The sequence below is a fragment of the Thalassolituus sp. genome, from assembly GCF_984348125.1.
The window spans coordinates 241,527-265,328 of the sequence record NZ_CFHJLR010000002.1; the positions used below are offsets into that span (position 1 = coordinate 241,527).

Annotated in this window: 21 protein-coding genes and 1 riboswitch; of the genes, 8 read left to right on the plus strand and 13 right to left on the minus strand. The window is 49.9% G+C overall.

Annotated elements, in window-relative coordinates; genetic code table 11:
* Nucleotides 1-126 precede the first annotated feature (126 nt).
* Nucleotides 127-1,431: a homoserine dehydrogenase gene (locus AC5E51_RS02585; protein WP_076515835.1), complete on the minus strand. Its 1,305-nt coding sequence runs from the start codon at nt 1,429-1,431 to the stop codon at nt 127-129.
* Nucleotides 1,432-1,617: 186 nt separating this feature from the next.
* Between AC5E51_RS02585 and AC5E51_RS02590 the strand changes: the two genes are divergently transcribed.
* Complete coding sequence (locus tag AC5E51_RS02590) at nt 1,618-2,133, plus strand: glycine cleavage system transcriptional repressor (RefSeq protein WP_076515833.1); 516 nt, start codon at nt 1,618-1,620, stop codon at nt 2,131-2,133.
* A gap of 23 nt (nt 2,134-2,156) precedes the next feature.
* On the opposite strand, the gene AC5E51_RS02595 is transcribed toward AC5E51_RS02590, so the two are convergent.
* Nucleotides 2,157-3,713 (minus strand): methyl-accepting chemotaxis protein, encoded by a 1,557-nt coding sequence (locus AC5E51_RS02595; protein ID WP_488046081.1) that lies wholly within the window; start codon nt 3,711-3,713, stop codon nt 2,157-2,159.
* Nucleotides 3,714-3,863: 150 nt separating this feature from the next.
* On the opposite strand from AC5E51_RS02595, the gene AC5E51_RS02600 reads away from it, so the two are divergent.
* Entirely contained in the window at nt 3,864-4,760 is an 897-nt protein-coding gene (locus AC5E51_RS02600; RefSeq protein WP_301388195.1) for a DMT family transporter, read from the plus strand.
* Nucleotides 4,761-4,793: 33 nt separating this feature from the next.
* Here the strand turns inward: AC5E51_RS02600 and AC5E51_RS02605 are convergent, their stop codons facing one another.
* The 8 genes from AC5E51_RS02605 to AC5E51_RS02640 all read right to left on the minus strand — a co-directional run bounded on the left by AC5E51_RS02605 (nt 4,794) and on the right by AC5E51_RS02640 (nt 11,054).
* Nucleotides 4,794-5,201, minus strand: coding sequence for a hypothetical protein (locus AC5E51_RS02605; protein ID WP_488046082.1), 408 nt, complete (start codon nt 5,199-5,201; stop codon nt 4,794-4,796).
* Complete coding sequence (locus AC5E51_RS02610) at nt 5,174-5,374, minus strand: hypothetical protein (RefSeq protein WP_301388193.1); 201 nt, start codon at nt 5,372-5,374, stop codon at nt 5,174-5,176. Before AC5E51_RS02610 ends, AC5E51_RS02605 begins: the two co-directional genes overlap by 28 nt.
* 75 nt (nt 5,375-5,449) lie before the next feature.
* The gene (nikR, locus tag AC5E51_RS02615) at nt 5,450-5,896 is read right to left on the minus strand and encodes a nickel-responsive transcriptional regulator NikR (RefSeq protein WP_068441379.1); all 447 of its coding nucleotides are present in this window, start codon (nt 5,894-5,896) and stop codon (nt 5,450-5,452) included.
* 20 nt (nt 5,897-5,916) lie between these two features.
* The gene (gene glnT / locus AC5E51_RS02620; protein ID WP_068441382.1) at nt 5,917-7,287 is read right to left on the minus strand and encodes a type III glutamate--ammonia ligase; all 1,371 of its coding nucleotides are present in this window, start codon (nt 7,285-7,287) and stop codon (nt 5,917-5,919) included.
* 19 nt (nt 7,288-7,306) lie between these two features.
* Entirely contained in the window at nt 7,307-8,077 is a 771-nt protein-coding gene (locus tag AC5E51_RS02625; RefSeq protein WP_068440822.1) for a creatininase family protein, read from the minus strand.
* Nucleotides 8,077-8,976, minus strand: a complete 900-nt coding sequence (locus AC5E51_RS02630; protein ID WP_068441386.1) for an ABC transporter ATP-binding protein — start codon at nt 8,974-8,976, stop codon at nt 8,077-8,079. The genes AC5E51_RS02625 and AC5E51_RS02630 overlap by 1 nt, the downstream gene beginning before the upstream one ends.
* 12 nt (nt 8,977-8,988) lie before the next feature.
* Nucleotides 8,989-9,951 carry an ABC transporter permease gene (locus tag AC5E51_RS02635; protein ID WP_068441389.1) on the minus strand — a complete coding sequence of 321 codons (963 nt, stop codon included), beginning with the start codon at nt 9,949-9,951 and terminating at the stop codon, nt 8,989-8,991.
* A gap of 119 nt (nt 9,952-10,070) precedes the next feature.
* Nucleotides 10,071-11,054, minus strand: a complete 984-nt coding sequence (locus AC5E51_RS02640) for an ABC transporter substrate-binding protein (RefSeq protein ID WP_068441409.1) — start codon at nt 11,052-11,054, stop codon at nt 10,071-10,073.
* 437 nt (nt 11,055-11,491) lie between these two features.
* A riboswitch (guanidine-I (ykkC/yxkD leader) is annotated at nt 11,492-11,623 on the plus strand.
* A 139-nt stretch (nt 11,624-11,762) separates the two neighbouring features.
* Here AC5E51_RS02640 and AC5E51_RS02645 point away from each other — a divergent pair.
* From AC5E51_RS02645 to AC5E51_RS02665, 5 genes are all read left to right on the plus strand, one after another.
* Complete coding sequence (locus AC5E51_RS02645) at nt 11,763-12,494, plus strand: urea amidolyase associated protein UAAP1 (protein ID WP_488046083.1); 732 nt, start codon at nt 11,763-11,765, stop codon at nt 12,492-12,494.
* Between the two features lie 12 nt (nt 12,495-12,506).
* A complete protein-coding gene (locus tag AC5E51_RS02650; RefSeq protein ID WP_068441396.1) occupies nt 12,507-13,145 on the plus strand; it encodes an urea amidolyase associated protein UAAP2 in 639 nt (212 codons plus the stop codon).
* A 2-nt stretch (nt 13,146-13,147) separates the two neighbouring features.
* Complete coding sequence (gene uca, locus AC5E51_RS02655; RefSeq protein ID WP_491778059.1) at nt 13,148-16,768, plus strand: urea carboxylase; 3,621 nt, start codon at nt 13,148-13,150, stop codon at nt 16,766-16,768.
* Between the two features lie 337 nt (nt 16,769-17,105).
* Nucleotides 17,106-18,512, plus strand: a complete 1,407-nt coding sequence (locus tag AC5E51_RS02660; RefSeq protein WP_491778064.1) for a DEAD/DEAH box helicase — start codon at nt 17,106-17,108, stop codon at nt 18,510-18,512.
* Nucleotides 18,513-18,692: 180 nt separating this feature from the next.
* Nucleotides 18,693-19,541, plus strand: coding sequence for a hypothetical protein (locus AC5E51_RS02665; protein ID WP_491778060.1), 849 nt, complete (start codon nt 18,693-18,695; stop codon nt 19,539-19,541).
* A gap of 237 nt (nt 19,542-19,778) precedes the next feature.
* Here AC5E51_RS02665 and AC5E51_RS02670 read toward each other — a convergent pair whose 3' ends face one another.
* The 3 genes from AC5E51_RS02670 to AC5E51_RS02680 all read right to left on the minus strand — a co-directional run bounded on the left by AC5E51_RS02670 (nt 19,779) and on the right by AC5E51_RS02680 (nt 22,491).
* Complete coding sequence (locus AC5E51_RS02670; protein ID WP_491778061.1) at nt 19,779-20,195, minus strand: GFA family protein; 417 nt, start codon at nt 20,193-20,195, stop codon at nt 19,779-19,781.
* Between the two features lie 546 nt (nt 20,196-20,741).
* Nucleotides 20,742-21,194 carry a hypothetical protein gene (locus AC5E51_RS02675; RefSeq protein WP_068437485.1) on the minus strand — a complete coding sequence of 151 codons (453 nt, stop codon included), beginning with the start codon at nt 21,192-21,194 and terminating at the stop codon, nt 20,742-20,744.
* Between the two features lie 145 nt (nt 21,195-21,339).
* Nucleotides 21,340-22,491: a GIY-YIG nuclease family protein gene (locus tag AC5E51_RS02680; RefSeq protein ID WP_491778062.1), complete on the minus strand. Its 1,152-nt coding sequence runs from the start codon at nt 22,489-22,491 to the stop codon at nt 21,340-21,342.
* Nucleotides 22,492-22,946: 455 nt separating this feature from the next.
* On the opposite strand from AC5E51_RS02680, the gene AC5E51_RS02685 reads away from it, so the two are divergent.
* A complete protein-coding gene (locus tag AC5E51_RS02685) occupies nt 22,947-23,702 on the plus strand; it encodes an enoyl-CoA hydratase/isomerase family protein (protein WP_491778063.1) in 756 nt (251 codons plus the stop codon).
* Nucleotides 23,703-23,802 lie beyond the last annotated feature (100 nt).

The window sequence follows — 23,802 nt, forward strand, 5'->3', positions numbered from 1 at the left end:
ACTACTGGTTAAGAATATGCTAAACACATAAGAACGCCTCTATTTTATCCGTAAAGACCGTCAGACAGGACAAAAAACGGAGCCCTGAGGCTCCGCTTTGTGTCGCATACGTCGGTGTTACAGCGGTCAGTCGAGATGCTCAACACGGATGCGAGTGATCTTACCGTGTGTACTGTCGAGGCTCTCAACAGCCTCGATCGCAGCATTCATACGCGCTTCTTCCACTTTGTGGGTCAGGATAATGATCTGAGCCAGATCATTCTCCATGCGCGGCTCTTTCTGAATCAGAGCCTCTATGTTGATGTCGTGCTCGCTGAGCGTCGTCGCGATGCTCGCCAGTACACCGGTGCGATCCTGAACCTGAATACGCAGATAGTATGCAGTTTCTACCTGTTCAATCGGCAGTACACGCAGGTTATCGATGCTTTCACTATCGAACGCCAGGTGATTAACACTTGCCGACGCCGGTGCTTCCAGCGTTCGTGCCAGATCAATGATGTCAGCAACTACCGCCGATGCAGTCGGCCCAGCTCCTGCGCCAGCACCTACGTACAGGGTATCGCCTACGGCATCACCATTTACGGTCACAGCGTTAAGTACGCCGTCGACTTTGGCAATCGGACGGTGCTCAGGGATCAGAGTCGGATGCACACGCAGGTCAATGCCCTTCTCGGTGCGGCTGCTGATCCCGAGGTGCTTGATGCGATAACCCAGCTCTTCTGCGTATTCAACGTCCTCTGGAGCCACTTTGCTGATACCTTCGGTATAGCAATGCTCAAACTGAAGCGGGATACCATAAGCGATCGACGCAAGAATGGTTAGCTTGTGTGCAGCATCAATACCTTCAACGTCAAACGTCGGATCAGCTTCGGCATACCCCAGCGCCTGGGCCTCTGCCAGTACGTCGGCAAAATCACGGCCTTTGTCACGCATTTCGGTCAGGATGAAGTTACCGGTACCGTTAATGATACCTGCAAGCCAGTTAATATGGTTTGCCGCCAGACCTTCACGAATGGCCTTGATGATCGGAATGCCACCGGCGACAGCGGCTTCGTACATCACAGACACGCCTTTCGCTTCCGCAGCAGCAAAGATTTCAGAGCCGTAAACGGCGATCAGAGCCTTGTTCGCAGTGACGACATGCTTGCCGTTTTCGATGGCGCCCATCACTACGTCTTTTGCTACGGTGTAGCCACCAATCAGTTCGACCACGATATCGATATCAGGATTGCTGATGACGTCGGCAACATCTTCTGTCGTCTTAACCGAGCCGATTTCCACCGCCGGGTTTGGATGACGCATGGCAACCTGCTCGATAATAATGTCCCGACCGGCACGGCGTGCAATATCTTTCGCATTATTAGTCAGTACATTAAATGTACCACCGCCTACTGTACCTAAACCGCAGATACCTACTTTTACCGGTTTCAAGATCAAATCTCCTGTCAGGTCGATCAGACATGGCCTGTTGCCATGCCCATAAGGGTTTGGGGCATAAATGTATCATATTAGAGGCTGGACGAAATCCCTGAGGGTATAAATTACTGCATTAGAATAGGAAGCCTCATAAGCCTGTGATAACGTTTCTGATCTAAAAATAATTCGTAAGGATCAAGCATGCCTGACTTTCTCGTTCTGACCGTCATTGCTGACGATAAACCAGGGATTGTAGAGAAGTTGTCTTCTGTGATTGCCGATCATCAGGGCAACTGGCTCGAAAGCCGTATGGCTCAGATGGCAGGCAAATTCGCAGGAATCCTGCGCATCAGTATCGATAGTGAACACAAGAGTAAGTTAGTTGCCGCTCTGTCCAGCCTCGACAGCTCCGGGCTTCTGGTCCGGGTTGAAAATCCGGCCACTCCCCTCGCGTCTAAGGCGACTCACATTGTCAGCCTTAGTGTGGTAGGGAATGACCGCCCGGGCATTGTCAGGGAGGTATCTCAAGCCCTGGCGCAGATAGGCGTAAACGTACTCGAGCTGAGCACCAGTTGCGAACCTGCAGAGATGTCTGCAGTTCCTCTGTTCAGGAGTGAAATTCGCGCCAGTGTACCGGATACCCTGGATCATGATGACGTCAGTGACGCCCTGGAAGCACTCTCAGACGACCTGATGGTTGAGCTTCAGAACGACTAATCTTCGGAATAATCCGGTGCCTGTCAGCGAAAGCGCTGAACCAGTTCGCGCAGACCGGTGGAGAGACGCCCAATGTCCTGCATCGTCGACGCGGCCTCGTTAGACTGGCTAAGTGAGCCCTTAGCCAGCTCTGATACATTTCCGACCTGCTCCGTCATTTCATTAGTCAGCACCGCCTGACGCTCTGCCGACTCGGCCATTGAGTCCGATACAGTAGCGATATCATCCACAGCGCATGAAATGCTCTTCAGCATCACTTCCATTTCATTCACTTTGCTCAAACCACCGGCTGCCGACTCCGAACCTCCTGCCGCCATGTCGACTGCAGTAGAAACGCTGACCGACAAATCGTTAATCACACGGTGGATATCGCTCGTTGTATCCTGAGTTTTCTGAGCGAGAGTCCGTACTTCATCGGCCACAACAGCAAATCCACGGCCTTGCTCTCCGGCTCGTGCCGACTCAATTGCCGCATTAAGAGCAAGCAGATTAGTTTGCTCAGCAATATCCTCAATGACACCAGCTGCGGCGGAAATCCGTGAGGTCTCTGACTCAATGGTCCGGACCGTCTCCGTAACTTTTTCAGTGATCTCATTCAGGGCTTCAATGGCCTTGTGGGTACTTGATGCCAGGTCTGTCCCTGACTTAACCAGTGTCTGAACCTGAACCGAGTTAGCCGCCGTTTCATGGATGTTTTTGGTCGTTGTTTCGATCGCATTACTGACTTCGCGCATCGCCTCAGTAATACGCTGGCTTTCACCCTGCTGCTTTTCTATCTGGCCGTGCGCACTCATAGACTTACTCAATCCCTCAGCAGTTTTTACCGACATGGCCTGAGCAGCATCTTCGATACGGGTGAGAATAGTATCCAAGCGTGCATTCTGACTGGTGAGTGCCATCGCCACCTGCCCAGCAGCATCATCGCGATTATGATAGACCTGCGCAGCAAGTGGATCGTTAAAGAAACCAGAAGACTGAACCGACAGATCTCTCAAGCGGCGCTTCAGGCGTGCGATAGAAAAGAGCAACACGCCAATCGCTCCAAACGACGCCCCCTCAATGGCTCCATTAACACCATTGATATGAAAGCCCGCAAAAATCATAAGAAGGAGAACAACAGGCAATGTAATCTGCTGTCGGATCTTCTTCAGGCGCTGCTTTCTGAGCCACGACCCATCATTCAGACCACGGTAAGCGGCTTCAGCTCTGGCAATCTGATCCCGGGAAGGTGCAGTACGCACTGACTCATAACCGACCGCAACCCCACCTTCTATGACTGGAGTGACATAGGCGCTGACCCAGTAATAATCACCGTTTTTGCAACGGTTCTTCACCAACCCCATCCAGGGTGAACCTGCTTTCAGCTCCTTCCACATCGATTCATAGGCTTCGACGGGCATATCCGGATGGCGAACAATATTATGAGGCTGGCCAATGAGCTCCTCGCGCGAATACCCGCTAACTTCAACAAAGGCGTCATTACAGTGAACGATCTTGCCCTTCAGATCGGTGGAGGAGATCAACTTCTGATCTTCAGAGAAAGTACGTTCCTTGTCAGTTACGGGTAAGTTCTTACGCATAATGTTTGTCCGGGTGGCCTGTATGAAAAATAGTAGCAGTGTTTCTGATTTGTGAAAGTCAGGCTCGGGAATTGGCATAATCCCATCTGTCCGAATGAGCCAGCCTGTGGAATACTCGCGCCCCATCCGTGTTTTTGAGAAGTGATATTCGTGTCGCACACCTCCGCCAACCCCGTTGTTTTCAAAGCCGACATGATGTTGTTACTCGTGACCGTTCTTGCAGCGATCAGCTGGATGTTTTCAAAAGAAGCACTCGACGGATTCCCTCCTCTGTTGTTTATCGGCACTCGCTTCCTGTTCGCGGGCTTGCTTTTGGCCATCCCCGGATATTCAGGGCTTAAGAAGTTAACCAAACATCAATGGAAAGCCTCATCGGGCGTAGGAATACTGTTCGGCATCGCTATGAGTACCTGGATCATGGGGCTCTTCTATGCCACACATCTCGGAGAAGGATCTTTTATTACCAGCCTCGCCGTTGTTCTGGTTCCGCTCATTAGTTGGCTGTTCTTCGGTGATGCGATGTCGCGTGCCAGCTGGATTGCTCTGCCTCTGGCATTTGCAGGCATGGGGCTACTCTCATTGCAGCATGGTTTCAGACCTGAACTGAGCCAACTGCTGTTCTTCACCGCTGCACTTTTGCTATCAATGACCTTTATCCTTAACGGAAGGGCTGCGGCGCACGTGCCCGCGCTGGCACTCAGTGCTATTCAGCTATCGATTGTGGGGATCGTTGCTATCGCCCTGTCAGCGGGTGTGGAAGAATGGCCGGATACCTGGACCGCAGACATGTGGTGGTGGCTCCTTCTGAGTGTCACTGTTGGTACGGCTGCGCGCTTTTTTCTGCAGACCTATGCACAGGGTATGACAACGCCCTCGCACGCCGCGGTAATCATGATCGTAGAACCGGTCTGGACAGCGACCTTCGCTGCGCTCTGGTTCGGAGAAACCATGTCTCTCAGCCAACTCTTCGGCTGCTCGCTGATTTTTCTGTCACTCGTGGTAAACCGCTGGAGCGCTGTACGCATGTGGCTAGCCCGGAAAAGCTAGCCCGATAAGCTGATCTTGAGGCCCCCAGTAGTTCTAAGCGGGGCTCGGTGAGAGCAGCGGCCCCTGCTGTGTATCTGAAGAACGCCGATCACCGGCAACAAACAAGACGGCGATGACCCCGAAAATCGGCAAGTGACCCATCACTTCTTCAAGCCCCGAAATAATACCCGTTGAAACAAAGAAGATACTGACAACAAGAAGTACATAGCGTGTCGCGAGGCCTAACATCAGCATGATTCCAAAGGCTGCTTCAAAAACACCTGCCGCCAGAGCGAAGTGCAGGTGCGTGAATTCTGTCCACCCCAGGTATTGCGGGAAATTATAGTAAGGATGCTCGCTGAGAAAAAAATACGTTGCTGCGGGCTCGTACAACTTGTTGTGAACCGCCAGCACCACCAGCTGGAGTCCGAGGCCTATCGCTTGTTCGGTGGTCTGAGCCATTCAGGGGCGATATCAACACCACTTTCCAGAGTCATCAGAAAGGCTTCAAGTTGTTGTAATTCGTGTGGAAACATACCCAGCGGTAAGATATCCAGATGGTCGTTGGCTCGTTGCAATGGATGGTTGTAGTACTTCAGAACATCGGACAGGCTAGAGAAGATCCCTGAATGCATGTAGGGAGCGGTAGAATTGAGATTACGCAGCGTGGGGACTTTAAAAGCGGCGTTTCGAAAGGCGGCAATCTGAGCCTAAGACTCAGGTAATGGATGAATGGGCGGGATCAGATATGAATTCAGTAACAATTTACCATGCGCGACACCCCGCAGGCTGATCATCTGATCGCCTATCATACGAAGTCGGTCAGCCGGGCCCTGTACCAGTAGCACTGCCAGTGTGTGGGTATCAGTGAGGTTCACACTCAGATTGCTGATCACCTCGTCAATGTACTTGTACTGCAGGTCATAAAGCTTTTTATGTAACCCCGGTATCGAATGGTTATAAACCAGATTTAACGTCCCTGTCATGACCTCATCACCGGACTGCGAGCGATGCTCGTTAATGTCGCGATTAATCATGTCGCAGATGGCCTGCGAGCGGCTGTCAAAACCGCGTCGTGCAACCATTTCATCCAGCCCACTGAGAAGAGACTCGGGCAAAGAGATACTGATGCGACTGAGAGGTTCCTTTTTATTCAATGCTAGTTACTCCGTTAATCTCAGAATAAATGACTGTAGCGTTCGATTTCCCATTCGCTCACTGAACGATGATACTCATTCCATTCTTCGCGCTTGTAGCGGATAAACTCCGCACGTAATTCTTTACCCAGCACTTCTTCAACGAACGGATCACTCTCAAACGCTGTGATCGCTTCATCTAATGTGCGTGGTAAAAATCCGATACCGCGCGCTTCACGCTCTTCTTCGGTGAGCTCGTAGAGGTTGGTTTCCTGAGGCTTACCCGGTTCGAGCTTCTCACGTATACCTTCAAGGCCTGCGGCCAGTACCAGAGCGCACGCAAGATATGGGTTTGTCGCTCCATCGGCATTACGAGATTCACAGCGGCCGCCGCCCATAGGCACACGTACCGAGTTAGTACGGTTATTTGAACCGTAAGAATTAAATACCGGCGCCCAGGTGAAATACGGCATATCTCCCTGACGCACGAGGCGCTTATAGGAATTCACCGTCGGTGCAAACACAGCACACAATGCTGGGCCATGCTTCAGAACACCAGCAATAAACTGATAACCGAGTTCGGTTAAGCCAAGACCATGAGGGTCGTCAGAGGGCTTGCACTGGAACAGATTTTCTTTGGTGTCTAAATCGTAGAGCGACATATTAAAGTGCGCGCCGTTACCGGTTTTATTTGAAAACGGCTTCGGCATAAAGGTCGCCAGCAGACCTTCCTGCTTGGCGTACTCTTTCGCCATCATTTTCAGGAAGGTAAAACGATCGCACGAGGTAACAGCATCGGCGTAATTAAAATCGAATTCAAACTGACCGTTGGCGTCTTCGTGGTCAAAAGAGTAAAGCCCCCATCCGAGGTCATTAATCGAAGTTGCCATCCGATCGAGCCAGCTGAAATTACTCAGGAATGACTGGGTGTCATAACAGGGCTTCTTCAGTTTATCGTTGGGGTCTTGCGGAACCAGGCTACCGTCTTCATTTTTCTTGAGCAGAAAAACTTCAGCCTCAATACCAAGGTTCATACCAAAACCCATGTCTTTTGCCTGTTCAAGTACGGACTTCAGCAACACACGAGTATTGAGCATGTAGGGCTCGCCATACAGAGTATTATCCGCTGGCATCCAGGCAACCTCGGGCTGCCATGGCAATTGAATAATGTGATCGAGATCAGGCACAGAGGCAATTTCATCGTCATTGGGTGCCTGCCCTAACCCATCCAGAGCATAGCCTGTATAGAGTTCAGAACCGTGGGCCATATGATGAAGATGGGAAATAGGAACGACTTTTCCTTTCGGAATACCATGAATATCTACATAGGTTCCCATGCAGTATTTCACGCCTTTCTTCTGCAGTTCTTCCTGAATGCGGTTAATTTCACTGTCAGATTTTACGTCGATCATTGGTTTGTCCTTTGCAGGATTAAATCTTAAGTACAGACTCGTAGTATCTGTGATTAAGGGGGGCCTCTTCCTTAACGGCCTGTTGCAGTAGTGAAGAAAAATCTTCACACATCCATTGGTACAATTCAGCGCCCTTTTCCGCGCTGGCGATTGATGGCGTGCCGGTAACGCCATTTTTACTGGTTCGGTTTACCGGATGGCTGAACAGGCAGTTCCCGGTTCTGTCTTCATCATCGGCTTCCGCTAATTTGTTTTCGCGTACAATTTCCGGATAGAGATGCATCATCAACGAAGTTTCTGCATCGTTGGCATGCCAGTCGTCGGCGTCGGCAAAATGTGCGCCTTTAACCCGTGCAGAAATCTGTGCGGTATTGACTAAAGCCACCATAAAACCGTCATGGCGCGCACGAAGGATTTCCAGCGCACAACGCAGCGGGGCTTCGTTAGTCACATGACCGTTGACCAGCACCAGGCGCCTGATGCCTGAGCTTTTTACCCAGTCGCCAAGATCTGAAATAACATCGATTAATGTCTTCGGATTTAACGCCAAAGTGCCTGGCCAGCGCTGGGAATGTCCGACTGAGCACCCGTACGGTAGAGTCGGCAACAGAATGACATCGGATTGTTTGGCAACGTCACTACAAAGCCGGTGCGCAATCGCAGTATCCATTCCACAACCCATGTGGGGACCATGCTGCTCAGTGGCGCCTATGGGCAGAATGGCGGTGTCGGTTCCGCCTTCGACAGCCGAGGCGACTTCTTCCCATGTCATATGGCTGAGTTGGTACATCAGAAGACGCTCCCGACGTCGTCATTAACATGCACCATGCGTACAAGGTTGAGATGATCATCGTCTTCTTCCTGCTCTGATGGCGGATGGATCAGCTCTTCAATATGCTGCTTAGTGGCGAGGAATTCCGGGTTCATAAACTGATCAGGGGAACGTGGTTGAGGCACTGGTACCTCAACAACTTCCTGCACTTCACCGGGATTCGCCTTTAACACAAGAATTCGGTCGGCCAGATACACAGCCTCATCGAGATCGTGAGTGATAAAGAACACAGTAATGTCGATGTTCTTCCAGATTTCCAGTAGATATGCCTGCATTTTCGCGCGCGTCTGAGCATCCAGTGCACCAAACGGCTCGTCCATCAACAGTACTTTCGGGCGGTTCGCTAATGCGCGCGCAATCGCCACGCGCTGCTTCATCCCACCGGACAACTGATGCGGATAACTGTTTTCGAATTTGGTTAAACCAATAAGATTGATCCACTCGCGGGCTTCTGACTCTGCGGTTCCTTTGTCGTAGCCGCTTTCAAGGAGCCCGAACATAATGTTCTTTTTTACGGTCAACCAGGGAAACAACGTATAGCCCTGAAATACCATGCCGCGTTCCGGGCCTGGTTCTGTCACGGCTTCTCCGTTAAGAAGCACCTGCCCGGAGCTCGCCTGCTCGAGGCCAGCCAGAATCCGTATCAGGGTCGATTTACCGCAGCCCGAAGGGCCAATCACACAAACGAACTCGCGCTTGTGGATCTTTAGGTTAATGTCTTTTAAGGCAGTTACTTCACCGAACTGCTTATTCAGGCCTTTAACCTCCATGGTCACCGGGCGCTGCTTAAGCCGGTCGAAGCGGTCTTTTACCTCTGGCGACTGGTCGAGATAACTGGGTAATTCTTTCTCTGTCATGGTTACCTCCGCTTATTTGGTTTCTTTCTGCCACGGAAAGAGGCGGCGCCCTAACCATGCCAATAACAAATCAATGGTAAGACCGAGAATCCCGATCATGATGATGGCAGCAAACACGTTGTCGAAGTTCTTGTAACGCGCCTGCTGCGTAATAAACCAGGTAATACCTGAACTGGTACCAATGAGCTCAGCAACAATCAGATAAGTCCACGCCCAACCCAAAAGAATACGAACGTCGCGATACAGATCAGGCAGAATGCCCGGTACCACAACACGGAACAGCATGGACTTGTTCTTGGCACCCAGCGTCTGAGCAGCCTCTAACAAACTCGGATCAAGCTTACGCGTGGTATTCGCAACGACTAAGACTTGCTGAAAAAAAGTGCCGATAAAGATAATGGCAATCTTAGGTGCCTGATAAATACCCAATACGGCTACGGCCAGAGCACCAAACGCTGGCGCAGGCAGATACCGGAAAAATTCAATAAAAGGTTCAAATAAACGAGAGAAGAAGTCATAAGTGCCCGCCAGGATTCCCAGAGGTATACCAATGATGGAAGAAAGCACGAAACCCCAGAAGATGACCTGAATGCTGCTCCACAAGCTTTCATGCAGCCAGTTCTCACTTCGACGTTTAGGCTCAGTAGTAAATGAGGTGACAAACGCTGCGGCAACTTCATGAGGTGCAGGAAGATACACAGGGTTTGCAGGCTTGCCCTCTGGGAGCGCAGTGCCATTTTCGCTCGCTTTATCGTACTCACGGTCGAACACTTCCCGGTCAACCAGCAAGCCTTCACTGAAGTAACTAACGGAACCCGACTGTGTGATTTCGACTTGTGGATGCCACAGAAAAGGAACATAACTGACCAGTGCCCAAATCAAAATAGGCAAGGCGAAACTGGCCAGAGTCACGGCTCTGCGTGGTCCTCTGTCGAGTTTTCTGTTAACGGCAATAAGCTGCATTTCAATCCCCATGGTTATGTCCAATTAGCAGAAGAGAGCCAAAGTAACCCCTGCCCTTCAGGACATGTTGAATATCGGTAGAGAAAAACCAGCGCTAATTTAATAGCGCCGGCTATGCTGAGCCCCGACGGCTACAGAGCTTCCATCAGTGAAGGATCGATGTATTCATTGACTGGCTGCTTATCGCCGTATACATCGTTTGCCAGGTTAAAGGCATCTGCGATTTCACCGGAGCCGTACAACGATTTGAAGCCTGCTGATTTCTTCATGAAAGGAAGCGCTTCTTCTAACGTCAAGATCTTGGTGCCATCGATAAAGCCTTTGTACTCAGAAGGTGGGATACCCACACGAGCAGCCATAATGCTGATGGCTTCATCACGGGTTTCCGGGTCTTTCAGGTAATCAACCGCCATATACCAGACTTTCAGAACCTTCAGCCAGTCAGCACGGTTAGCAGCAAGACTCTGTGGCGATACTGCAAGAACGTCGTAGATAAGGCCCGGTTCGTCAGCACTGGAGTAAATACGCTTAGAACCTGGCACAAGATTCAGCGCCTGACCTGAGCTTGGCTGCCATGCCACGATCGCATCAACCTGACCTGAAGCCAACACCTGAGGAGTTTCATTGGTAGGCACGTTCACCAGCTCAACATCGGCTTCTGTCATACCGGCTTTTTCCAGAGCATTGAGCAGCAGCAGGTGGCCAACAAAGCCAACTTCGACGCCAACCTTCTTGCCTTTCAATTCTTCAATCGTACTGATGCCCGCAGCGGCAACGACCATATCGTTACCATTGCTGTAGTCGTTGATCAGAATGGTAACGTTCTTCGCACCGGTTGAACCAGTCACAAGCGCATCACCGTTTGTCATCGAAACTGCATCCAGCTGACCTGCTGCGAAGGCATCCATACTGGCCACGTAGTCGAACCATTCGAACTGAACGTCTACGCCCTCTTCTTCGAACATGCCTTTCTCAAGCGCGATCTCCCAGGCTACCCAGCCCGGCCAGTCGCTGTAACCAATCTTGAGAGGCTCAGCCACTGCACTGGCAACGCTCATCAACCCTGCGCACACAACAGACACCGCACCTGCAATAAACTTCTTTCTGATCGCCATAGGTATTCCCCAAAGGTTATTAGTATTACTGAAATTGCGTTTCGTAATATCGAACCTTGCATTGGTTGTGCCACGGTTAGACATTTTTCGTCATTTACCACCTGAGAGGAGCAACTAACCTTCCTCTTAATTTGCTGAAACGCACGGAATTCGGGGCCTGGATATTTTTTGTCCGCTTTGCATACTACGCCTGAATTCTGAACTAGCAGGCGGTAGAAGAGTGATCAACTCGTACCAGAGTGTGCACCGAGAGAAAGCACGAGGTGCCGCAACGGGCACACCAAGAGTGCAAGTTCCAGATAATTCGCCGGGACAACCGCACTTGCAATCCCGCTCTCAGCGGGTTATCACTATATATACGCATTTGGCACAGCAATCGCTTAGCAGAATGTACTTACGCATTTAAAGGCAGCGCACGTAAATATGTGCCGTTGCCACAATAAGGGCACTAGGGTTCCGGCAGGTCTCTCCCAATCAACTTAAGGGAAAGAGCCAGCGACTGGACCGAGAGTGACCGACCTCCAGCGGCGTACTGGCAGGTTACACGGCGGGATAAAAGCCCGGGAGATCAGACAACGCACTGCCCACATCGTAATGAGCAGCGTTTATGAATCCGTGAACTTGCAGGAGCCCGCACCATGACAAAACCCCATTTCTTTTTATCAATGATTTCCGCGCCCAACGTTTCTGCGCGTCAAGGAGTCTTTTATGTCTGAATTTCAGTCTGGCGATACTATTTATGAAGATACTCTCGGTGGTGGCTGTCATTGGTCCATGAGAGTTAAAAAAGGCACGCTGCTGACGCTCACCGATGTTAAAGGCGGCGCGAATCTGGGCATGCTGTTTTACAACCCGGAAAACCTCCTGGAAAAATACAACGCGCCCGACACATTAAAAGGTCAGCACACCTTTAAGCTGACCCGTGGTCATTGCCTGTATTCAGACATGGGCCGTATTTTTGCGTCCATCGTTGAAGACGACTGCGGCTGGCACGATACCGTGTGCGGCAACCTGAACAAAGACATGCTGCAAAAGAAATGGTCGCTGAAAACCTATCAGGAAGCCCTGAACGGCTGGACACAGAATGGCTACGACGCCTTTCTGGTCGAACTGGCCAAGTACGGCCTGACCCGCAAAGACATGGCCGCCAACCTGAATTTATTCAGCAAAATCAGCACCGACGCCGAAGGCAACATGCAGTACAGCGAAGGTTCAAAAGCAGGCGATAAAATCGTGCTGCGCTTCGAGATGGACACCTTAGTCATCATGCACACCTGCCCTCACCCACTGAGTAATGCTGAAGAGTATCCGGTGCGCCCGGTACATTACGCACTGGCTCAGGCCAAGCCCGTCACTGACAATGATGAGTGTATGAACTCCCGCCCTGAAAACCAGCGCGGTTTTAAAAACAACGCGATTTACCAGTTTATGGGCCAATAAGGAGGACGCATCATGATTAAAGAAAGCCAATTCAACGAAGCCGATGCGGTATTCCGTGAAACCGTTCCCGCGGGTGACTATTTTCTGCACCGCATTGAAAAAGGCCAGACCTTCCGCATTCTCGATCTCGAAGGTAATCAGGCCGCCGACACCCTGTTCTATAACGCCGATGACGTTTCAGAACGCTACAGCGCTATGGATACTATTCGAGGCCAGGGCAATGTGTACCTGACAGCGGGCACTGTTCTACGATCCAACGAAGACCGCCCTATGTTGACCATTACTGCAGACACCTGTGGTCGTCACGACACTCTGGGTGGCGCCTGTGCGACAGAATCGAACACCGTGCGTTACTCGCTTGAGAAAAAGTGCATGCACGCCTGTCGTGATAGTTGGATGCTGGCCATTAACGAAAATGAAGAATATGGCCTGAGCAAGTCTGACATCACCCACAACATCAATTTCTTTATGAACGTGCCTGTCACTCCGGAAGGCGGCCTGACCTTTGAAGACGGTATTTCAGGCGCGGGTAAATACGTCGAGATGAAAGCGGAGATGAATATTCTGGTTTTGATCTCGAACTGCCCGCAACTGAATAACCCGTGCAACGGCTATAACCCGACACCAGTCGATGTACTGATCTGGGAGTAACTATGTTTTCTAAAGTACTGATTGCCAACCGTGGTGCCATTGCTGTGCGTATTATGCGCACGCTGAATGACCTTGGCGTAACCCCTGTTGTAATTTACCACGAAGCAGACAAGCATTCGCTGCATGTTCAGCAGGCGGAAGAATCCTACTCACTGGGTGATGGCAGTGTCGCCGACACCTACCTGAATCAGGAAAAAATTCTGGGCATTGCGAAAGACAGTGGTGCTCAGGCCATTCACCCTGGCTACGGTTTCTTAAGTGAGAACGCGACCTTCTCGGATGCCTGTGAGCAAGCGGATGTGGTATTTCTGGGGCCGACCGGCCAACAGATGCTCGACTTCGGTTTGAAACACAGCGCCCGCGCATTGGCCGAACAAGCCGATGTACCCATGCTGCCCGGTACGGGTCTACTCACCGACATCAACGAAGCCAAAGCAGAGGCTGACCGTATTGGTTATCCACTGATGCTGAAAAGCACCGCCGGTGGCGGTGGTATCGGTATGCAGCTCTGTTACACCGAAGCAGAACTGATTAATGCCTTTGATTCGGTAAAACGTCTCAGCGCCAATAACTTCTCGAACGATGGCGTATTCCTGGAAAAATTTGTTGAGCGCGCCCGCCATATTGAAGTTCAGATTTTTGGTGATGGCAAAGGTACGGTCGCTGCACTCGGTGAGCGGGACTGCTCATTGCAACGACGCAACCAGAAAGTCATTGAAGAAACACCGGCACCCCGTATTTCAGAGGCCGTCCGCACTGCCCTGCATGAGACAGCGAAACGTTTAGGTGAAAGCGTAAATTACCGCAGCGCTGGCACGGTGGAATTTATTTACGACGAAAGCAACGAATCGTTTTACTTTCTCGAAGTGAATACCCGCTTACAGGTTGAGCACGGTGTGACCGAAGAAGTCTTCGGTGTGGATTTAGTGGAATGGATGATCCGGCTTGGCGCCGGCGAAACGTTACCCTTAAACGAACAACGTTCTGCGAAAGGCCACAGCATACAGGCACGAATCTATGCCGAAGATCCGGTAAAAAACTTCCAGCCCTGCGCTGGTCTATTAAGCCGGGTCGATTGGCAAGCCACAACTACAGATGGAATGCGTACCAGAATCGATACATGGATCGAAAGCGGTACACAGGTGCCGGCATTATTCGACCCTATGCTGGCAAAAGTCATTGTCACAGCAGAAACCCGCAAACAGGCGATGACCGGGTTAGCGGAGACCCTCGATCAATCTGAACTGTACGGCATCGAAACCAACCTGCTTTATCTGAAGTCGATTCTAAAAGACGAAGAAGTAAAAGCTGGATTGGTCTGGACGCAAAAACTGAACACAATGCTGTTCTCCGACCCAGCCATTGATGTGATCAGTGGTGGCACTCAAACCACGGTACAGGATGTTCCCGGACGTATCGGCCACTGGGATGTGGGTATTCCGCCATCAGGTCCGTTTGATGAATATTCCTTCCGCTTAGGTAACCGCCTGCTCGGCAACAGCGAAGACTGCGCAGGGCTTGAAATTACCTTGAAAGGCCCAGTGCTGGTTTTCCAGAAAGCCACGCAGATTATCCTGACAGGCGCTGAAACCAGTGCCGAACTGACACGAGATAATACGACATCCAGTATCGCATTTAATCAGATCATTGAAGTGAAGCAAGGTGACCAGCTTGATTGCGGTACAGTCACAGGGGCAGGTGCACGCGCTTATCTTCTGGTGGCGGGTGGCATTCAGTGTCCGTGCTATTTAGGATCGCGCTCCACCTTTACGCTCGGGCAGTTTGGCGGCCATAACGGACGCGCCCTGCTTCCGGGTGATGTATTACATCTGACTGAAGAAGCAACGTCTGCAAGCTACGTCAAATTAGCTGACGATATATTGCCTGCAGATGTCTTACCTGCCATCGGCAATGAATGGCAATTGCGTGTTATCTACGGCCCACATGGCGCACCCGATTTTTTCACTCAGAGTGATATTGATGAATTCTTTGCCGCCGATTGGGAGGTTCACTTTAATTCCAGTCGCACAGGTGTGCGCTTAATCGGCCCTAAACCTGAATGGGCTCGAAACGATGGCGGTGAAGCGGGTCTGCACCCATCCAATATTCACGATAATGCCTACGCCATTGGTGCCGTGGACTTTACCGGTGACATGCCAGTCATTCTCGGCCCTGACGGCCCAAGCCTCGGTGGTTTCGTCTGCCCTGTCACTGTTATTCAGGCAGACCTGTGGAAACTCGGACAATTAAAAGCTGGGGATAAAATCCGTTTTACACCGGTAAGCCACGACACAGCGGTAAATCTTCGTAATGAACAGCTCAAGCAATTAGACTCCCTTAAATACCAACATTCAGAAGTAAGTGAGTATTTACCTGACTCACCGGTGCTAAAAACCATTGATACAGAAAGTCATCCAACCGGCGTTGTCTATCGCCCCGCCGGTGATAATTATCTGCTGATTGAATACGGCCCACTGCAGTTGGATATCCGTTTGCGCTTCCGTGTACATGCGTTAATGGAATCTCTGCAAAGTCGGGAAATACCGGGAATTATCGAAATGACACCGGGCATTCGTTCACTGCAGATTCACTATGACAGCCTGACATTAAAGCAGAGTGATCTGCTCAAGCTTCTGATCAACGAAGAAGACGCGCTGGGTGATCTGAAAAATGCTGAGGTGCCCTCACGTACCGTCTGGCTGCCACTTTCCTGGAATGACATCGCCTGCCAGCAAGCGGTTGATAAATACGTTAAGTCTGTACGCGCCGATGCCCCCTGGTGCCCGGATAACATCGAATTTATCCGTCGTATTAATGGTCTTGACTCCATCGACGATGTAAAAAGAATCGTCTTCGATGCCAGCTATCTGGTCATGGGCTTAGGTGACGTGTACCTCGGCGCACCAGTAGCCACGCCCGTTGACCCTCGTCACCGCTTAGTGACAACCAAGTACAACCCAGCACGTACCTGGACGGCAGAAAACTCCGTCGGTATCGGTGGTGCCTACATGTGTGTGTACGGTATGGAAGGCCCCGGTGGCTATCAGTTTGTCGGTCGCACATTGCAGATGTGGAACCGATACAAACAAACCAAAGAATTTACCAAGCCCTGGTTACTGCGCTTCTTCGATAAAATCCGCTTCTACGAAGTCAGCCACGATGAACTGACGGACATCCGTGAACACTTCCCTCATGGGCAGTACCCGATTCGTATTGAAGAAGACACCTTCAATCTCGATGAGTACGAGCGGTTCCTGAGTGATAACGCCGCAGGCATCAGCGAATTCCAGACGCATCGCCAACAAGCCTTCCAGACCGAGCTGGAAGACTGGAAGGCCAAAGGCTTACTGCGCTTTGAATCGGATATAGGTGTTGCCGAAGAAAACGACGAACGCGAACTGCTTGATGGTGAGTTTGCCGTAGAAAGCCACGTCTCTGGCAACGTCTGGCAGGTACTGGTGGAACCCGGACAGGCCGTAAAAGCCGGTCAGCCGCTACTGGTGCTTGAATCCATGAAGATGGAGATCGAAGTCACCGCCCATAAAGACGGCACCGTGGTCGAGCTTCTGAAAGAAGCGGGTAAAGGCGTGGCACCGGGGCAGGTGTTGGTCGTGCTGAAATAGTCGTAATACTTACACACTGATCCTTAGGGATTAGTGAAACAATCTGCTATAGTTCGCCGCGACAGCATCGGGTTGACACTGATTTGACCGATCCTGTCGCGACATCCTTTATTGCTTCTTCATCGACACCCGTCCGATCCTGACAATATCTGAATGCCGCACCCGGCCACTTTCTAACTAACGGCCAATTCGCTGGCTTCAGTCTGATCTGAACACATTTCGTTCTGACTACTGCTGCTTCTGCCCATTAAGGGCGACGACTTATTGCTGCTGGCTGTATGCGGCTGGCAGCATCTATTGGAATATTATGTCCGACACTATTGATACAAATACTGAAATCACATTTGATGATCTGGCGCTGGCCGAACCGATTGCCCGTGCCGTGAAAGAAAAAGGCTACACCAAGCCATCGCCAATTCAGGCGAAAGCCATCCCTGTTGTTCTGCAAGGCGGCGATCTTCTGGCCTCGGCCCAGACAGGTACAGGAAAAACGGCCGCCTTTACGCTGCCCGTGCTGCAAAAGCTGCTCGATAAACCTCGCGCGTCCGGTAATCGATGCAAAGCGCTGGTACTCACCCCCACCCGCGAACTTGCTGCTCAGATTCTCGAAAATGCCGAGATGTACAGCAAGCACACGAAACTACGTTCAACCGTTGTATTTGGCGGAGTAAAAATTAATCCGCAGATGCAGAAACTGCGCAGCGGTACTGAGGTATTGGTCGCAACGCCCGGGCGTCTGCTCGATCTGCATAGCCAGAACGCCATTAAGTTCGACGAGCTGGATATTCTTGTGCTCGATGAAGCCGACCGCATGCTCGATATGGGCTTTATTCACGACATTAAGCGTGTTCTGAAAATCCTGCCAAAACAGCGCCAGAACCTGCTGTTTTCTGCGACTTTCTCGGATGAAATCCGTGAGCTTGCTCATGGCCTGCTGGATAACCCAGCCGAAGTCAGTGTGGCAAAAGAAAACACCACTAATACTCAGATTGAACACAAACTACACCCGGTCGATAAGTCAGCGAAAACCCGCTTACTCAGTCACCTGACCCGAACCGAGAACTGGGAGCAGGCGCTGGTGTTTAGTCGCACTAAGCACGGTGCTAATAAACTGGTTCGACTGCTTGAAAAAGACGGCATTAAAGCCGCTGCCATTCATGGTAATAAAAGCCAGAATCAGCGCACTAAAGCTCTGGCCGACTTTAAAGATGGAAAAATCACGCTGCTTATTGCCACAGATATTGCCGCACGTGGTATTGATATCCACCAGCTTCCACAGGTCGTAAATTTTGACCTGCCGAATGTACCGGCCGACTATGTACACCGTATTGGTCGTACTGGCCGTGCGGGTATGACAGGCCATGCCATATCCCTGGTAAGTGCAGATGAAATCGATCAGCTGCAGGATATCGAACGACTGATCCAGAAGCATATCGATCGCGAAGAAGTGAAAGGCTTCAAACCACAGAACCCTCTGCCTGAATCGCGCAAGATTCTGCCTCTTAAAAACAAGAAGCCCAAGAAACCTAAAAAGCCAAAAGAGCAGTCGCAGGCAAACTCGGGTAACGCCAACAAGCGCTCAGGCGGTCACCGCAAGCCAGGCTCGGGAAGTAAGTCAGGTAAGCCAGCGCTGAATAAGTCTGCACACAGCGGTAAGCCTGCCAGCACATCGCCTTATGGTGAAGCTAAGAAGCTACAGATCAAGGTTCGCCGTAGCCAGCGCCAGAAGGCAGCCGAAGTCTGAGCTACAACACGTCAGATTGGTCTGATTTTCAATCAGGCCAATCTGTAACCTGTCTAACTACCCTCTCCGCCTCCCAACCAATACTGAACAACTAAGCTGATTCAACGGTGCTACATCGTCATAGTCGACGGTAATCGATACCGCCCTAACTTCAGAATCAGACAGTATTGAAGGACTCCTATGCGCAAACTTATCCTCCCTGTTATCGCCAGTTCGATGCTGGCCGCTTGTGCTGGCGACGACGCAGACTCATCCGATACGGTAGTTGCTCCGGAATCAGCAGGTGCAACTTCTCTCGAAGACTGCAGCAACGTCAGCCTGAGCACCACGCGCATTAATGCTGCGGCGCGAACCACAGTCAACACAGAGCTCACCTTCGATAATGCTCTCGCGGTATGGCGCATGCCGGTCTCCGTGGGTCAGGAGCTGACTGCCGAGATGACGGTGCCGGATGACAAAGACTACAACATTGCCTTCTTTGATGGTTCAGGCAACAAGCTCGCCTGTGCCGATACCGAGGGCAATGGTGTCGATGAAACACTTGAATATACCGTCGCCAGTATCAGTGAGATATGGGTCAAAGTCTGGACGCCTGCTCTACCAAGCCGATCCGCCTTCACACTCACCATGGTCGCTCCTGTTGCCACGGAAATTACTGACGATGAACCGAACGATACACCGGCTACTGCTCAGGTTGTTTCAGAGTCGTTCACTACCGTAGACGGGACTCTGGATACGGATAACTCTGACGCTGATGACTACTATAAGTACACAGTCAGTGAAGGCGACGTCGTCACAATCAATGCTTCTGTTACCGATGACGGAGCGAGTCTTATTTACGTTGCCTTGTCAGACTCAGACAGCACGGTGCTGGAAGAGAATAGCGAGCAGGTTGTACATTACTTTGGTGAAAACGAAATGAGCACGTCCCTTACCTACACGGTACCGGCTGCGACTACCGAAGTATATGTGTGGATGGCAGCTCAACCTGGAACGGGCACATACTCGCTACAGGTTCAGATTCAGTAAGTAAATCAATAACAACGAGAAAGCCCCCTCACCTGTTAGGGTCCGGGGGCTTCTTTATGGCAGCGAACCTTAGCCCCAAATCTCTCAAGTCCTGAACTTAAGCGCATAATCTAGCGTGGCGTTAACGATAAATGACTATTCACGATGATGGGTAGCCTGATCTATCTTACTACAAGACCTTAGATAACCCTGAAAAATATCTCAACTCAGTTACCAGGGTATCTGATTGCTGCGAAGTTATTCGTCTGCTGAGTCGTCAGGTAACTCCGCGTACTCAGGCGTCCTGTTAATATCACTAACCCAGCGATGTTGGCGTGACGTAAAAATACGCGCTGTCGGTTTTATATCGATTTCGCAATCCAGGCTACCTGCAGGCACCATCAGCACACCCGGAATTTCGCTCCCCGGAACGGCGGAACCACAGTGCTTGCAGAAACTTTTGGAGTGACGACTGCCCGGAAGATTAAAGGTCGTCACGACATCGAGACCACTGTCCCAATGCATTACTGCCGACTGAGAAAACAGATTAGCGGCGTGAGCTGAACCGCTGTCTTTCTGACAATGCGAGCAATAGCACAGGTAAAAGCTGTCGAACTGCCCTTTGATCGAAAAAGTCACTGCACCACACAGGCAGGAGCCCTTATATTCTGACATTAATTTATCCTTATCCGGGGAGCTGTAAGTATTTAATACAATTTTTCATAGGTAACTCGGTGCGCTAACGCCCGCAGCACCGGACCTGATCTGCTACCACTTTCGTGGACACTTCAGCCACACGCGCGTGCGTTTGTTAAATATTTTTCTTACAAATGCTATAAACCGCCACTAATCAATATAAATAACACAATAAACATCGTTAACACCATAAAGGGGATGCCGTAAAGGTATACCTTTGCTTTGAACTTTCGCGGGGTATTTGGAGGCGGTTAGTAACTTAAGCTCTTTAAGGTCCCTGTAATTCACCCAGAAAAATTTGATTCGCCACCATTATTGCGAATGAAAAACTTGGCTGAATACCAGAAAAAATTCCCAAAAATAACAAACAAAAATAGGAATAAAAATATAATTTCACTGATCATCAATTACTTAGACCTTTAACGCTTTTGTTGTTGGGCGGTGAAACGTAGCGAGAAACGAGTGAAGTGTAACCGTCTCAGCACCTCAGGTGAGAATACCAACTGATTGTTAGGTGAGCGCTCTTTAGAGTAAGACTTCATGTTTTTCACTGGCAATGTCTATTCGGGTATCAACAAGACGAATAAAGTGCTGTAAATCACCTGCAAATCCGTGTGCTCTATCGGCAAAAATTTCCACGTCTGATTCTTCAAGATTCTCCCTGGGTAAAATAGATTGTTCTATGTTGCCAGAGAAAAGATCATATAAGCTATGAGCTAAATAATTACGCTTTAACAGTAAATCGTCGAAGTGCATTTTCCCATTACTTGTAAGTAGTCCGCTTTCTTTAAGTAGCCTAACCAAAACGCCTAAAGTCGCTCTCTTATTTTTTGGTTCAATACCTTTAGAACTAAGATAAGATTGTAGGGTTCTTTCAAGTTTACCTGCTGCTAGCATCACTTTTCCAAGCCCGTCACAAAACCGAACGTCATTGTAAAGAAGTTCAAAAAACTCAGTACTATCTTCAAAATCACTCACGATTATTCCCTACTTAATTCACCTAACGCTAGCGGTGAGGGGCATGCCGCAGTGGTGGCAATTGTGTGCTATTCAAGCACACAATTGACCGCCGCGGAGGTATGTCCCTCTCGACCGCCATTGTTAGCTGCATTTTTCTCTACTGTTACTGTACACGAGAATAATATTTACCACTTAGCACGTCACGAACTTGCCTAATATTAGCACCAACCAAATTTGCAATAAGTTCGGAGCCAAACCCCCACTCATTTCCATACTTGCGAATAGATAGAACCTGATCTCTATTTAGGGTATTGCTTCGTTTAAATATTACTTGCTCATAAAACTCGTCTTTTGCCCAGTTTTCAGATACCCAAGGGGCTTCCTTTCCATCTCTGTTCTCTTTTAGCAGATATTGCGCGGCTGCATAATCACGATCATCTATCGTCGATCGTTCCTTCGCCAAATAGCCAAGCTTATGCAGATATTTCATACCAGCATACCCACCAGGAATCATATTTAGGCCTCTTGGATGTAAAGTTCTCTCTACCATTCTCTCCTCAACCTCCATAGCCTCTTCGTATGTGAGATTTATATACTGGAGTTCAGATAGTAAGCACATTCCATCTCTTACCATTTCCAGAGCGCCCATCCCTCGCTGGCTGATACCACCTTTAATCACGTTTGCCAGTGAGGTATGAAATAGTAACTCGCTACCAGTCAGAGCATCTCTTTGGTGCTCTTTATATCGAGTTTGCCAATTTCGCGAAGTAAGGCCTATGTAGCTTATAGATTTAAATTGAGGTTCAACATAATCCATAGCGGAAATATTGTGTTCATAGATCATGTACCCACTTTCGACATTACCCCAGTTTTTTAACAAACATTGAAGTGGAACTGAAACCACCCTGCGTGATATAACTCGCTGACCCGGTTTTGTCTCCAGCGTACCTTTAGGCGCAGCCCCATTCATTCTGTCGAAACTCAGCATTATCATTGGAGCTTGAGGCGTTCCGTGAGTCCATGCCTCATATGAATAGAAATAGTCGTTATAATCTTCCTGTTCGTCGAAAAATATAAAGTTGTATGTTATCCCGAGATCTACTTGCTTCTTCGTAGCAAGCCTACCCCATGGTCTTTTTTTATGCCTATTCTTCTTGTTGATTTTTATTAGAACGTCAATACAGCCAGGAACTCCTCCGCGCTTACCATCATTCACGGCTCCCAGCATCTTCTCGATTTCGCCTATAGCACCTTCAGGAATAGGAAGAATAGATAGAGCATTTTTCTCGTCAAGATATTTAAAAACTTGATTCAATTCCTCCCCCCTTCTAATGCAGCTAACTGGTTATTAGTGAGCGTGCGCGTTTATCCTGGGACACTTTTTAGAGGTTTCCGGGATAACACATTGACTGCATTGAGAAATCATCCATAACTCAAATATCCTTTCCAGAAAAACGCGCACGCCTGTTATTTCGGCGAGAGCTTGCACATAAACTTGTAAACCAAGTTTGTAAGCCGCTGATTCGTTTAATGTTTACCGTACTACCCACCGGCAAAACGCGCAAGCGCGAATGTAAAGCGTGCCAGTTTTGTTCGATAACTCCAAAATATACTGTATGGATACCCATACTATCTTTACATTCAGGCGCCTTCGAAGGGCATCACGTAATCCACACGTTCGATCATTGCGATGTTATCTTTGATCATTGCTCTTGTGGGCACCCTTTGCCATGATCCAGTCTCTTTAAGGTCTTTCTGTCAGGGTTTCTTATGTATCAGGATATCGAGTATCAGGTTAACGATCGCATCGCGGTTATTTCGATCAATCGCCCTAAGGTGCTGAACGCAATTCGTGTTCAGACCTATAAGGACATCATTGCTGCGCTGCAATCAGCAGATGCCGATGATGCTGTATCTGTCATCGTGATGACGGGCGCAGAAGGCAAGTTTACAGCGGGCAATGATCTTCGTGACCTGCTGACCGACGGTGATCTCGAAGGTGTACGCGATGGTGTCGCCGGTATTTTCGATACCCTGGGTGGCCTAGAGAAGCCGCTGATTCTTGCGCAGGAAGGCGTTGCTGTCGGTATCGGCGCAAACCTGCTGTTGCATGCCGATCTGGCTTACGCTGGTAAGAGCATCCGCTACAGCCTGCCGTTTGCCAAAATTGGTGTTGCCGCAGAAGGTGGTTCTTCTGTGATACTGGCTGAAGCAATCGGTCCTAAGAACGCGGCAGACCTGCTGCTTACCGGTCGCTTCTTCTCTGCCGCTGAAGCTGAGAAATGGGGCCTCCTGAATGCAGCAGTTGAGGATGGCAAAGCCCTTGAGACTGCGATGGCCACTGCGGCTGAGCTTCTGAAGAATCACCAGGGTTCACTGAAGGCAATCAAGGCGCTGGGGCGTGCTGAAGGACATCGTGAGCGTCTGAATACTGCAGTAAAAGCGGAGATGGATGCGTTCACTGATCTGCTGGCAACGCCAGAAACCCAGATGCGTATTCAGCACGTCCTCAAGGGTGGTAAGTAAGCCACGCTTGTTGGTGATAGCTGAAACAAAAAAGCCGCTCATTGAGCCACTGCTGTCCCACAGTTTTGGGATCATATAACGAGCCTCATCTGAGGCTCGT